This window comes from Streptomyces sp. NPDC002088 (genome assembly GCF_040296605.1).
Taxonomy (GTDB): Bacteria; Actinomycetota; Actinomycetes; order Streptomycetales; family Streptomycetaceae; genus Streptomyces.
In genome coordinates this window covers 322,436-334,561 of record NZ_JBEOXO010000006.1, presented here as the reverse complement: position 1 = coordinate 334,561, position 12,126 = coordinate 322,436, and the positions used below count along the sequence as shown (strand labels likewise).

Below are 12,126 nucleotides of genomic sequence, written 5' to 3'. Positions count from 1 at the left end.
CACCTGCGGATTCCCATGAAGTGGTTCCGAACGGCCCTAGGAGCAGCAAAAGGTCCCTGTGCGTCGCCGCCCGCCCGCGCTGCGTCAGCGCACGCCCGGTCTCCCTAGTAGGTCGCCCGCATCTGGGCGTACCCGAGCACGGCTATGACGGCGACCACGCAGCCGAGGACTATGGCCGTCGACACCCAGGACGACCGGCGGGGCCCGGCCGGGGCGGGGTGGGCGCGGAACGGCGCCGGGTCCGGGGGGTTCTCCTTCCAGCGGGCGGCGAGCATCCGGGCCCGGGCCGAGGGTTCCTTGTGCTCGGCCGCGCTCGCCCATCTGTGGTCGAACTCGCGCTCCCAGTCGTCCTGTTCAGTCATCCCCGTTCAACCTTTCTCGTCCAACAGACTCCAGGAGGGATGATCCCCCGACTGTAGGAAGTCTGTGAAGCGCGGAAGGTTGCCCGGGCCACCACGCCCCAGCAGCGCTTTTCGTCCAGGATGCTGAGCGATCGAGGGGCGGCTAGCATTGATCAGGAGAGAGCCGCAGTGCGGGGTACGCCCTTCGCTGGCGTCATCCCTGCTCACCAGGGCATCCGAATGCCCTGTTCCTGGTAACTCAGGCGGCCAGACCTACGACCGCGCCGGACTTTTCACTCTGAGGTCGCGGCCATCCGTTTCGTGCTTCGAGAACCGCACGAAGGGTGGAAGGAAGGTACGTCCATGAATGCACATCGTGCTAGGCGTCTCGCCGCGGCGTCCGCTGTCGGCATCCTGATGGCCGGTGGCGCCACGATCGCCGCGGCCGGCACGGCCTCGGCGGCCGCTCCGGCCCAGGTCTCCACCAACCGTGGCTGCTTCTACGGTGGCGGCTGGTGGAACAACTGCAACTACGGCTTCGGCAACCGCTTCGGCTTCAACAACGGCTTCAACAACGGTTTCAACAACGGCGCCGTCGTCGTGATCGTGGTGGGCTGAAGGTGAGGTGACCGGGAGCACGGCTGAGGGCCGCCACCTGAAGCGTTTCAGGTGGCGGCCCTCAGCCTGTGACGTCGAAGTGCAGGACTTCGGCGTCCTTCTTTACACGTCGAAGTACAGCTCGAACTCGTGCGGGTGCGGACGCAGCTGCAGCGGAGCGATCTCGTTCGTGCGCTTGTAGTCGATCCACGTCTCGATCAGGTCGGACGTGAACACGTCGCCCGCGAGCAGGAACTCGTGGTCGGCCTCGAGGCGGTCGAGGACGGCCGGGAGCGAGGTCGGGACCTGCGCGACGCTCGCGTGCTCCTCGGGCGCCAGCTCGTAGAGGTCCTTGTCGATCGGCTCGGCCGGCTCGATCTTGTTCTTGACGCCGTCCAGGCCGGCCATCAGCAGAGCCGAGAACGCCAGGTACGGGTTGCCGGAGGAGTCGGGCGCGCGGAACTCGACGCGCTTGGCCTTCGGGTTCGAGCCGGTGATCGGGATACGCATGGCCGCGGAGCGGTTGCGCTGCGAGTACACCAGGTTGACCGGGGCCTCGAAGCCGGGCACCAGGCGGTGGTACGAGTTCACCGTCGGGTTGGTGAAGGCCAGCAGCGACGGAGCGTGCTTGAGGATGCCGCCGATGTAGTAGCGGGCCATGTCCGACAGACCCGCGTAGCCGGCCTCGTCGTAGAACAGCGGGGCGCCGTTGCTCCACAGCGACTGGTGGACGTGCATGCCCGAGCCGTTGTCACCGAAGATCGGCTTCGGCATGAAGGTCGCGGTCTTGCCGTTGCGCCAGGCGACGTTCTTCACGATGTACTTGAAGAGCTGGAGGTCGTCGGCCGCGGCGAGCAGCGTGTTGAACTTGTAGTTGATCTCGGCCTGGCCGGCGGTGCCCACCTCGTGGTGCTGGCGCTCGACCTGGAGGCCGGAGGCGGCCAGCTCCAGGGAGATCTCGGCACGCAGGTCGGCGAAGTGGTCGACCGGCGGGGTCGGGAAGTAACCGCCCTTGTAGCGGACCTTGTAACCGCGGTTGTCCTCGATGGCACCGGTGTTCCAGGCGCCGGCCTCGGAGTCGATGTGGTAGAAGGACTCGTTCTCGGCGGTCTTGAAGCGCACGCTGTCGAAGACGTAGAACTCGGCCTCGGGACCGAAGTACGCGGTGTCCGCGATACCGGTCGAGGCGAGGTAGGCCTCGGCCTTCTTCGCCACGTTGCGCGGGTCACGGGAGTACTGCTCGCCCGTGATCGGGTCGTGGATGAAGAAGTTGATGTTGAGGGTCTTGTCCCGGCGGAACGGGTCGACACGGGACGTCGACAGGTCGGCGCGCAGGGCCATGTCGGACTCGTGGATGGCCTGGAAACCGCGGATCGACGAACCGTCGAACGCGAGCTCCTCGTCCGGGTCGAACGCCTCGACGGGCAGCGTGAAGTGCTGCATGACGCCCGGCAGGTCGCAGAAGCGGACGTCGACGAACTTGACGTCCTCATCCGCGATGAACTTCTTGGCTTCGTCGGCGTTCTGGAACATCCAGCTCCTCCTACTCCCGACCGTCTTGCCGGGGTGGTAGTTCGTTCGTGCGGCCAGTGCGGTGGCACACGCTGCCTCGACACTAGGGATGCGTGATTTCTCGGGCGTGACCCATTTGTTTCGCAGAAGTTAACCAGCCCTGGTTCCAAGGTAGCCCCGACACACCCCGACGTCCCCCGGTCATATACGGGCGCAGTACCGTGGACGGGTGGACAACAGGCAAGCAATCGGATCGTGGCTTTCCGGGCCGCGCGCGGCCATGGAAGACGCCGGTGCCGACTTCGGATACCGGGGCGAACAGCTCGGTCTGCCGGAGGAGGGGCCCGGCTCGATCGCCCGCCCGGGACGGCGGCTCGGCGCCCTCGCCGTGGACTGGGGCCTGTGCCTCTTGATCGCATACGGCCTGATCACGGACGGCTACGACCAGCGGACCGGCAACTGGGCGCTGCTCGTCTTCTTCGCGCTGGGCGTCCTGACCCTCGGCACGGTCGGCTGCACCCCCGGCAAGCGCCTCTTCGGCCTGCGGGTGGTCGCCCTGGAGACCGGCACCGTCAAGCCGCTGCGCGCCCTGCTGCGCACGGTCCTGCTGTGCCTCGCCATCCCGGCTCTGATCTGGGACCGCGACGGCCGGGGGCTCCACGACCGGCTGGCCCGCACGGTCGAGGTGCGCATCTAAGAGATCTAGGTGCGCATCCAAGAGGTCTGGAGGCGCGCACCCAAGAGACTGGAGACGAAGAACCTACGGGGCGGGACACGAAGTAGGGGGCGCCCGGAGTGATCCGGGCGCCCCCTACTTCGTAGAAGGTCGTCGTAGCGCAGGAGGGGTGTCAGCGGCCGTTCGGCCCGCCCTTCGGCAGGCGCATGCCCTTCGGCATCGGCCCCTTCGGCAGCGGCATGTTGCTCATCAGGTCGCCCATGGCGCGCAGCCGGTCGGTGGTCGTGGTGACCTGCGGGCCGGTCAGTACGCGCGGAAGCTTCAGCATGGTCGTGCGCAGCTTCTTCAGCTCGACCTGGCCCTCGCCCGTACCGACGATCACGTCGTGCACCGGCACGTCCGCGACCACGCGGTTCATCTTCTTCTTCTCGGCGGCCAGCAGGGACTTCACCCGGTTCGGGTTGCCCTCGGCCACCAGGACGATGCCGGCCTTGCCGACGGCGCGGTGCACCACGTCCTGGCTGCGGTTCATCGCCACCGCAGGGGTCGTCGTCCAGCCCCGGCCGATGTTGTCCAGTACGGCCGCTGCGGCGCCCGGCTGGCCCTCCATCTGCCCGAAGGCCGCCCGCTCGGCCCGGCGCCCGAACACGATCGCCGACGCGAGGAAGGCGAGCAGAAAGCCCAGGATGCCGAGATAGATGGGGTGACCGATCAGGAAACCGATCGCGAGAAAGACACCGAAGGTGATGATGCCGACAGCCGCGAGTACAAGACCGATCTTCTTGTCGGCCTTGCGGGTCATCTTGTAGGTCAGGGCGATCTGCTTCAGTCGCCCGGGGTTCGCGGCGTCCGCCGCGTTGTCCTTCCTCGCCATGCCACGAAGTCTACGTGTCCCCGGGAGTGCCGACGACGGCAGTGCCCGGAGAGCGGGAGGGTGTGTGTTTCAGGGGCGGGCGGACAGGGTCTCCTCGAGGACGCGCTGCGTCTCGACCCGGTCCTTGGCGCGGCGGCGGTCCTCCAGGACGGAGGTCCAGGCGTTGCGGCGGGCGGTGCGCTGGCCGCTGCTCATGAGCAGCGACTCGACTGCGCGAAGTGCGTCGGTGAAGGACGGGATCGCTGTGGCGCGAACGGGCGCGGCCTGCATGGTGTAGGTCCCCCCTCGGTATGGCTCCGGGTACGGGTGCGGGTGTACGTGCTGTGATACCAGCGTCACTGATTGGTGTTACCAGGGCATGACCGACCGGTCAAACACGAATGAAACCTTGATGCGGGGGCCCGAAAGACTGACGCGGCCCTGACGGACGCCCTCATCTGCGAGGACGGTCAGGACCGCGTCGTATCGGCCATTACCGGCCGGTAGTATCTTGTGCGCGAATTCACGCGTATGTCTCGCGCCCGTATGGGGCAAGGGGGGTGACGGTCTGTCAGACGGCCTGCGTGGCGACGTAGGTGCCCCGCTTCTCGATGGCCATCTGGTAGAGCCGGCCGGCACGATACGACGAGCGGACCAGCGGGCCCGACATCACGCCGGAGAAACCGATCTGCTCGGCCTCGTCCTTCAGCTCCACGAACTCGTGCGGCTTGACCCAGCGCTCCACCGGGTGGTGGCGCACGGAGGGGCGCAGGTACTGCGTGATGGTGACCAGCTCGCAGCCGGCGTCGTGCAGCTGCTTGAGCGCCTCGCTGACCTCCTCGCGGGTCTCGCCCATGCCGAGGATCAGGTTGGACTTGGTGACCAGGCCGTAGTCGCGCGCGGCGGTGATCACCTGCAGGGAGCGCTCGTAGCGGAAGCCGGGGCGGATCCGCTTGAAGATCCGCGGGACCGTCTCGACGTTGTGCGCGAAGACCTCGGGCCGGGAGGAGAAGACCTCCGCCAGCTGCTCGGGGACGGCGTTGAAGTCGGGCGCGAGGAGCTCGACCTTGGTGCGGCCGGCCTCGCGCCCGGCGGTCTGCGCGTGGATCTGGCGGACCGTCTCCGCGTACAGCCAGGCGCCGCCGTCCGCCAGGTCGTCGCGGGCGACGCCGGTGATGGTGGCGTAGTTCAGGTCCATGGTGACCACGGACTCGCCCACGCGGCGCGGCTCGTCACGGTCGAGCGCCTCGGGCTTGCCGGTGTCGATCTGGCAGAAGTCGCAGCGCCGGGTGCACTGGTCGCCGCCGATGAGGAAGGTCGCCTCGCGGTCCTCCCAGCACTCGTAGATGTTCGGGCAGCCGGCTTCCTGGCAGACCGTGTGCAGGCCCTCGCTCTTCACGAGGTTCTGCATCTTCGTGTACTCGGGACCCATTTTCGCCCGGGTCTTGATCCACTCGGGCTTGCGCTCGATGGGGGTCTGGCTGTTGCGGACCTCCAGGCGCAGCATCTTGCGTCCGTCGGGTGCGACTGCGGACACGTCGGCTCCCTGTAGCTTCGATTCGTCGGCGTACACCAGGGTACGCCCGTACTGTTTCCGGCCCTGCGTGTGGGCAACCTTGCGGAACGGGGGTGCATTCCCCCGTACGGCTAGACCGACGCCCGCTCGATCTCCCGCGGCTTCAGCTCCGCGTTCCCCAGTACGTCCTTCAGGTGCCGCTCGGCGACCGGCAGGACGTCGGCGATGGTGAGGTCGCGGCCCAGTTCATGGGCGAGGGAGGTCACACCGGCGTCGCGGATGCCGCACGGGATGATCTTGTCGAAGCTGGATGTGTCCGGGTTCACGTTCAGCGCGAAGCCGTGCATGGTGACGCCCTTGGCGACCCGGATGCCCATGGCGCAGATCTTGCGGTCCTCGCGCCGCTGGCCGGCGTTGGAGGGGGCGTACTCGGGGCCGTTGAGGCGGGGGTCGAACTCCTCGTCGGCCAGCCGCGGGTCGAAGTCCAGGGAGAGGCCGCCGATCGACGGACGCTGCTCCACCGGGTCGCCCAGCACCCAGACGCCGGCCCGGCCCTCCACCCGGCTGGTCTCGACGCCGAACTCCGCGCAGACGCGGATCATCGCGTCCTCGAGGCGGCGGAGGTGAGCGACGACGTCGACCGGACGCGGGAGCTTCTGGATGGGGTAGCCCACCAGCTGGCCCGGCCCGTGCCAGGTGATCTTGCCGCCGCGGTCCACGTCGACGACCGGGGTGCCGTCGAGCGGGCGTTCGTTGTCCGCCGTGCGCCGGCCGGCCGTGTAGACCGGGGGGTGCTCCAGGAGCAGTACGGTGTCGGGGACCTCGTCGGCGAACCGTGCCGCGTGCACCCGGCGCTGCTCGTCCCACGCCTCCTGGTACTCGACGGCATCGGCACCGAACCCCATGCGGACGAACCGCAACTCACTCACGGCAAGCGCCTCCCTAGAAGGTCGGGTCGTAAGGCACGAAACGTGCCCACGCCACTGTACGTCCGGCCGAATTCCGTCAGCCGCGCGGCCAATCCTCACACGATCGGATGAATGAGCGTCGAGATGTGCGATCGGATGCTTACGCTCCGCTACATTCGCGCCGTTCATGAGGCCATATGGGCTGCTCACAGGCAATCCGGGCACCGCAGGGCCTTAGTGAGGCCCGAAAGGCAGGAGACCGCACCGCAGATGACGGACCGACCCGCGCAGCGCACTCCCAACCGCCAGCTCGCCGCGCTCATCGCAGAAGCGGGGTTCTCCAACGCAGGTCTCGCCCGTCGCGTGGACCAGCTCGGTCTCGAGCACGGGCTCGACCTGAGATACGACAAGACGTCCGTGACGCGATGGCTGCGCGGACAGCAGCCCCGGGGCACCACGCCCGCGCTGATCGCCGAGGTCTTCACGCGCCGGCTCGGGCGCAGGCTCTCGGCCCAGGATCTCGGCCTGGACGCCTGCGCCCCCGTGTACGCGGGCCTGGAGTTCGCCGGTACCCCCGAGGAGGCCATCGACATCGTCAGCGGGCTGTGGCGCAAGGATTCCGGCAGCCACGCCGAGCTCCGCAAGATCGCGTTCACTCCGGCGGGGCTCGTCGTGCCCAGCCGGGACTGGCTGATCGGCCGGCCCGACGAGAAGGTCGCCCGCAGCGAACCACCCGCCCGGGTGCCCGCCCAGGGCCGCCCCGCCGTCCCCCGCCAGCGCGGCCAGGGCCAGTCCGAACGCGGCCCCGGGCAGCGCGTCACCGGCGGCGACATCGCCGCGCTGCGTTCGGTCGGCGAGCTGTTCCGCACCCTCGATGACGCCTACGGCGGCGGCCACGCCCGCCAGGCCCTCGTGCGCTACCTGGAGCACGAGTGCGAGCCGATGCTGCGCGGCACCTACGGTGAGCAGACCGGCCGCCGCCTGTTCGCCGCGGCCGCCGACCTGACCCGGCTCGCCGGCTGGACGTCGTACGACATCGCCGCGCACGGACTCGCCCAGCGCTACTTCGTGCAGGCGCTGCGGCTGGCGCAGGCGGCCGGTGACCGGGCCTACGGCTCGTTCGTCCTGGTCACCATGAGCCGGCAGGCCGTGTACCTCGCGCACGGACGCGAGGCCGTGCAGCTCGCGCGCGTGGCCCAGCAGGGGGTCGGCACCAACGCCCCGCCGGTCGTGCAGGCGCTGCTGCACTCGGTCGAGGCACGCGCGCACGGGGTGCTGGGCGAGGTGCGCGCCTGCACCTCCTCGCTCGTCCGGGCCGAGCGCGCCCTGGAGGCGGCCCGGACCGGGGACGAGGTGCCGTACTGGGCCCGGTTCTTCGACGAGGCGCAGCTCGCCGACGAGTTCGGGCACTGCCACCGGGACCTGCAACAGTTCCGGGCCGCCGCCCAGCACGCCGAGCGCTCCCTGCAACTGCGCGCCCCCTCCTTCGCCCGCAGCCGGGTCTTCTGCCGGATCGTGCTCGCCTCCGCCCGGCTCGGCCTCGGTGAACTCGACCAGGCATGCCAGCTCGGCGCCGAGGCGGCCGGGCAGGCGGCGGAGATGCGGTCGGTGCGGGCGATCGAGTACGTCAGGGACTTCGAGCGGAGGCTGGAGCCGTACAAGGACGCGGCGCCCGTGCGCGGCTACCGGGACAAGGTGGCCGCCGCCCTGGGGTGAGGGGCGGGCGCGGCCGCCCCGCTCAGGCCCGGGGCGGGTGGCCGCCCCGCTCAGGTCCAGGGGCGGGCGGCCGCCCGGCTCAGGCTGCCGACCGCAGCTGCTCCGCCGCGTGCATCGACCCCGCTGCCCCCAGGTCCGCCAGGATCGCCGCCGAGGCCCGCCGGCCCGAGTGCAGCGCCCCCTGCACCGTGCCGGTGTCGCGGTGGTCGCCGCACACGTACAGGCCCGCCAGCAGCCGCACCGGCCGCCGCAGGTCGTGCGGCGGCCGCATCGCGGGCACGGCCTCGGCCGTGTGGTGCACGGCGAGGGTCTCCCAGCGCGCGGTCGAGGTGCCGTACAGCCGGGCCAGGTGCGTCCGTACGGCGGTGTCGAGGTCGGCCGGGGGCGTGCCCAGCACCGTGGACGACACGAGCGCCCGGCCCTCGGGCGCACGGCTGGGGTCGACCCGGCTGACCACGGCGGTGTGCGCGACGGGACCGCCGCGGTCGGCGTCCAGCAGCAGGGCCGCGCCGGTCTCCGGCGGCTCGTCCGTGGCGTGGTGGACGACCGTCACGGGATGGAAGTCCGGCACGCGCAGCCCGGGCAGCAGCTCGGCGGCGCTGCGCGCGTCGGTGGCTACCAGGACGGCACGGCAGCGGAACTCGCCGTGCTCCGCCGTGGTCACCGAGTTGGTGGCGACCGAGGTGACCCGCACGCCGGTGCGCACCGTGCCCGGCGGCAGCGTCCGCGCCAGTAGCTCGGGCAGCACCTCGGCCCCGCCCTCCGGCAGACACAGCCGGCCGGACGCGAAGGAGTGCAGCGCGAGGTCCGCGCACCGGCTGGAGGTGGTGAGGTCCGGGTCGCACAGCAGGGCGGCGAGCAGCGGGCGCAGGAAGCCGTCGACCGTCCGGGCGGGGACGCCACGGGCGGCGAGGGCGAGGGCCGCCGGCGCCTCGGGGCGGGACAGCAGCCGTTCGACCGGGGTGTGCGCGATACGGGTGAGCGCGGCGCCCAGGCGGGCCTGGTCGACGGGGGTGCCCAGCGGGGCGCCCGTGCGGGCCCGGGGCACGGACGACGGCCGCGGGGTGCCGTTCCGGGGCCGGGGGAGCGGTCGGGGCAGGGGCCTGGGCAGGGGGGCGGGCCGGGGGGCGCTCGCGAGGGCGCGTACGGCGTGGAGTGCGCCCCTTGCGCCCCCTCCGCCCGCCGGGGCGCCCGCACGGCGCCGGTGGCCGTCGCTGTGCAGCAGGACCCCCGGCGCGAAGGGGCGCAGCACGAGCGCGTCGAGCCCCGGGGTCCGGCCCAGTTCGGGATACGACGTGGACAGCAGCTGTCCGATCCGGTCCAGCCGGAACCCGTCGACCTTCTCGGTCGACATGCGGCCGCCCACGCAAGGGGCGGCCTCCAGGACTGCGATCGTGACTCCTGCGCTGGACAGCCGATGCGCCGCCGTGAGTCCGGCGACCCCGGCTCCCACTACGACGACATCTGCCTGGTACGCGGGCTCAAGCACGTGCCCCTCCTCGAGGTTGCGCGGCCGGTGGAGACGTCATGCCCCCAACGGGCGTCCGGGATGCCCGAGTTCGGATCGAGGGTAGGGCTGTGTTCGGTCAGGGACAGTCGCGCATGTACAGGGCACGGTCGCACGGCGGTCGCATACGGTCGCGGCAGCTGTCACGCTGCCCGGATCGCGTCCTCGATCCCCGGAAACGCAAACGCGAACCCCGACTCCAGCAGCCGCTTCGGCACCACCCGTTGGCTGCCCAGCACGTCTCCGGCCATCTCCCCGAGGGCCGCCCGCAGCACCGGCTCGGGCACCGAGAAGAGCGCCGGCCGGCGCAGCACGCGCCCCATCGCCGCTGTGATCTCACGGTTCGTCAGCGGCTGCGGGGCCGTCAGGTTGAACGGCCCCGAAAGGTCGTCACGTTCGATGAGATGCCGGATCGCGGCGACCTCGTCGTGCAGCGAGATGTACGACCAGTACTGCCGCCCGTCGCCCAGCCGTCCCCCGAGCCCGGCTTTGAACAGCGGGAACAGCCGTCCCCAGGCCCCGCCCCCGCGCGCCACCACCAGCCCGGTCCGCGGGAACACCGTCCGCACGCCCGCCTCCCGCGCGGGCGCCGCGGCCGCCTCCCACTCCACGCACAGTTCGGGCAGGAAGCCGTGACCGGCCGGCGCGTCCTCGTCGACGACCTGCTCCCCGGTCTCCCCGTAGATGCCGATCGCACTGCCGTTGACGAACACCCGCGGCGGCCGGTCCAGCGTGGCCACCGCCTCCGCGAGCGCCGCCGTACCGAGCACCCGGCTGTCGTGGATCTTCTTCTTGTACGCCTCCGTCCAGCGCCGGTCACCCACCCCGGCCCCCGCCAGATTGACCACGACGTCGCACCCGTCGAGCCCGGCCGGGTCCACGTACCGCCCCGCGGGGTCCCAGCAGACCTCGTCCGCGCCATGGGCCGCACGGCGCACCAGGCGCACCACCTCGTGCCCGTCCGCGGTCAGGGACCGCACCAGAGCACTGCCGATGAGACCGGACGCACCGGCCACCGCGATTCGCGCACGTTCCATGCTCACCATCCTGCCGGGTGGGCCCACGAAAACCCCGCCGGGCGGCTCGTCGTCTTCGTCGTAGGGTGACATCCATGCCGGTGCCGTACATACGCCAAGCCACGTGGAACGACGAGGAGACCCTGGGCGGGCTCGACCGCGCCACCTGGTCGTACCTGCACGCGGTCACCCCGCCGCCAGGCCGGCCCCACGAGCCTTTCTTCACGGAGCGCGCCGGCCCTGTGACGCTCGCGAAGCTGCCCCTCGTTGCTCCTTCCGGGGCTACGAAGTGATCAGGTCGCCCGTGTCCACCGGCGCCGTCGCGCTCGACGCGCGCTCGGCGTCGGCGGAGACCTCGGCCACCGTCAGGACGTAACCGGTCCGGTCGTCCGAGGTGGAGCGGGCGAAGACGACGCCGTACACGCGGCCGTCGGTGGTCAGCAGCGGGCCGCCGGAGTTGCCCGGGCGGACGGTCGAGCGGATCGAGTAGATCTCGCGGGTGACGGTGGCGTCGTTGTAGATGTTCTGGCCGGTCGCCTTCACCCGGTTCGCGACCGTCGCCGCCTGCAGGTTCAGGTCGCCGTCCTGGGGATAGCCCGCGACCACCGCCTGGTCGCCGCGCGCGGCACTGCCGTCGAAGCGCAGCACGGGGGCGCGCAGACCGGGCACGTACAGCACCGCCACGTCCTTGTCCGGGTCGAAGAGCACGACCCGCGCCTCGTACGACTGCCCGACACCGCCGACGCGCACGGCCGGGCTGTCGATGCCCGCCACCACGTGTGCGTTGGTCATCACGTGCTGCGAGGCGTACACGAAGCCGCTGCCCTCGCGGCCCTGGTCGCCGGAGACGCCCTCGATCTTCACCGTGCTCAGCTTGGCGGCGTTGGTCGCGCTCGCCGTGACGCTGTCGCCGGAGGGCTCGGCGACCTCGGCCGTCGACTCGTTCTCGAACGGGTTGAAGACCTGCGGGAAACCCGCCTGGGTGAGCGCGGACGTGGCGTTCGAGAACCACGCCGGGGTGGTGTCCGGCATCGCCTTCTGCACGGTCCCGAGCAGCGCCGAGTCGCGGATCGCCGTCGTCACCAGCGGGGACGAGGACGCGCCCAGGACGCTCGCGGCCACCCACGCCACGATCAGCACGGCGACCGCGTTGGCCGCGGCCCCGCCGACCCCGTCCGCCACCCGCAGCGGCCCCCGGTCCAGCTCCCGGCGCAGTTTCAGCGCCAGCCGCCCGGCCAGCTCATGGCCCACCGCCGCCGGGACCAGCACGGTCAGCACGGCCGTCACCGTCGCCGCCGTCGTCCCCGGTGTCACCAGGTCCATCACCCACGGCAGGATCCACACGCCGACCACCGCACCGCCCACGAACCCGGCGAGCGAGACGCAGCCGGCCACCAGCCCGCGCCGGTAGCCGGACCCGGCGTAGGCCAGGATCACCAGCAACAGCACGATGTCGAGCAGGTCCACGGAGCCGCCTTTCTCTC

General features: G+C 70.9%; 13 protein-coding genes. 4 read left to right on the top strand and 9 right to left on the bottom strand.

The features are described from left to right. Positions 1-104 precede the first annotated feature (104 nt). Positions 105-362 (bottom strand): SCO2583/SCO2584 N-terminal domain-containing protein, encoded by a 258-nt coding sequence (locus ABT114_RS15905; protein ID WP_351142797.1) that lies wholly within the window; start codon positions 360-362, stop codon positions 105-107. Positions 363-704: 342 nt separating this feature from the next. On the opposite strand from ABT114_RS15905, the gene ABT114_RS15900 reads away from it, so the two are divergent. Beyond that, positions 705-959 carry a hypothetical protein gene (locus ABT114_RS15900; RefSeq protein WP_351142795.1) on the top strand — a complete coding sequence of 85 codons (255 nt, stop codon included), beginning with the start codon at positions 705-707 and terminating at the stop codon, positions 957-959. A gap of 102 nt (positions 960-1,061) precedes the next feature. On the opposite strand, the gene glnA is transcribed toward ABT114_RS15900, so the two are convergent. Next, entirely contained in the window at positions 1,062-2,471 is a 1,410-nt protein-coding gene (gene glnA / locus ABT114_RS15895; RefSeq protein WP_351142793.1) for a type I glutamate--ammonia ligase, read from the bottom strand. A gap of 208 nt (positions 2,472-2,679) precedes the next feature. Between glnA and ABT114_RS15890 the strand changes: the two genes are divergently transcribed. Continuing rightward, positions 2,680-3,147 carry an RDD family protein gene (locus ABT114_RS15890; protein ID WP_351142791.1) on the top strand — a complete coding sequence of 156 codons (468 nt, stop codon included), beginning with the start codon at positions 2,680-2,682 and terminating at the stop codon, positions 3,145-3,147. Positions 3,148-3,298: 151 nt separating this feature from the next. On the opposite strand, the gene ABT114_RS15885 is transcribed toward ABT114_RS15890, so the two are convergent. The 4 genes from ABT114_RS15885 to lipB form a co-directional block, all read right to left on the bottom strand. Next, positions 3,299-4,000 carry a DUF4191 domain-containing protein gene (locus ABT114_RS15885; RefSeq protein ID WP_351142789.1) on the bottom strand — a complete coding sequence of 234 codons (702 nt, stop codon included), beginning with the start codon at positions 3,998-4,000 and terminating at the stop codon, positions 3,299-3,301. Between the two features lie 69 nt (positions 4,001-4,069). Then, positions 4,070-4,270 (bottom strand): SCO2195 family GlnR-regulated protein, encoded by a 201-nt coding sequence (locus ABT114_RS15880; RefSeq protein ID WP_351142787.1) that lies wholly within the window; start codon positions 4,268-4,270, stop codon positions 4,070-4,072. 280 nt (positions 4,271-4,550) lie between these two features. Beyond that, positions 4,551-5,516 carry a lipoyl synthase gene (gene lipA / locus ABT114_RS15875; protein ID WP_351142785.1) on the bottom strand — a complete coding sequence of 322 codons (966 nt, stop codon included), beginning with the start codon at positions 5,514-5,516 and terminating at the stop codon, positions 4,551-4,553. 110 nt (positions 5,517-5,626) lie between these two features. Then, the gene (gene lipB, locus ABT114_RS15870; RefSeq protein WP_351142783.1) at positions 5,627-6,424 is read right to left on the bottom strand and encodes a lipoyl(octanoyl) transferase LipB; all 798 of its coding nucleotides are present in this window, start codon (positions 6,422-6,424) and stop codon (positions 5,627-5,629) included. A 249-nt stretch (positions 6,425-6,673) separates the two neighbouring features. Here lipB and ABT114_RS15865 point away from each other — a divergent pair, with 249 nt between their 5' ends. After that, on the top strand, positions 6,674-8,119 hold the full coding sequence (locus ABT114_RS15865; RefSeq protein ID WP_351142781.1) for an NsdA family TPR-like regulatory protein: 1,446 nt from the start codon (positions 6,674-6,676) through the stop codon (positions 8,117-8,119). Positions 8,120-8,198: 79 nt separating this feature from the next. On the opposite strand, the gene ABT114_RS15860 is transcribed toward ABT114_RS15865, so the two are convergent. Both ABT114_RS15860 and ABT114_RS15855 read right to left on the bottom strand, forming a co-directional pair. Continuing rightward, positions 8,199-9,608: an NAD(P)/FAD-dependent oxidoreductase gene (locus tag ABT114_RS15860; RefSeq protein ID WP_351142779.1), complete on the bottom strand. Its 1,410-nt coding sequence runs from the start codon at positions 9,606-9,608 to the stop codon at positions 8,199-8,201. Positions 9,609-9,769: 161 nt separating this feature from the next. Continuing rightward, positions 9,770-10,663: a TIGR01777 family oxidoreductase gene (locus ABT114_RS15855; protein ID WP_351142777.1), complete on the bottom strand. Its 894-nt coding sequence runs from the start codon at positions 10,661-10,663 to the stop codon at positions 9,770-9,772. A gap of 74 nt (positions 10,664-10,737) precedes the next feature. On the opposite strand from ABT114_RS15855, the gene ABT114_RS15850 reads away from it, so the two are divergent. After that, positions 10,738-10,935: a hypothetical protein gene (locus tag ABT114_RS15850; protein ID WP_351142775.1), complete on the top strand. Its 198-nt coding sequence runs from the start codon at positions 10,738-10,740 to the stop codon at positions 10,933-10,935. Here ABT114_RS15850 and ABT114_RS15845 read toward each other — a convergent pair. Next, on the bottom strand, positions 10,925-12,109 hold the full coding sequence (locus ABT114_RS15845) for a MarP family serine protease (protein WP_351142773.1): 1,185 nt from the start codon (positions 12,107-12,109) through the stop codon (positions 10,925-10,927). The genes ABT114_RS15850 and ABT114_RS15845 overlap by 11 nt on opposite strands. Between the last annotated feature and the right edge of the window lie 17 nt (positions 12,110-12,126).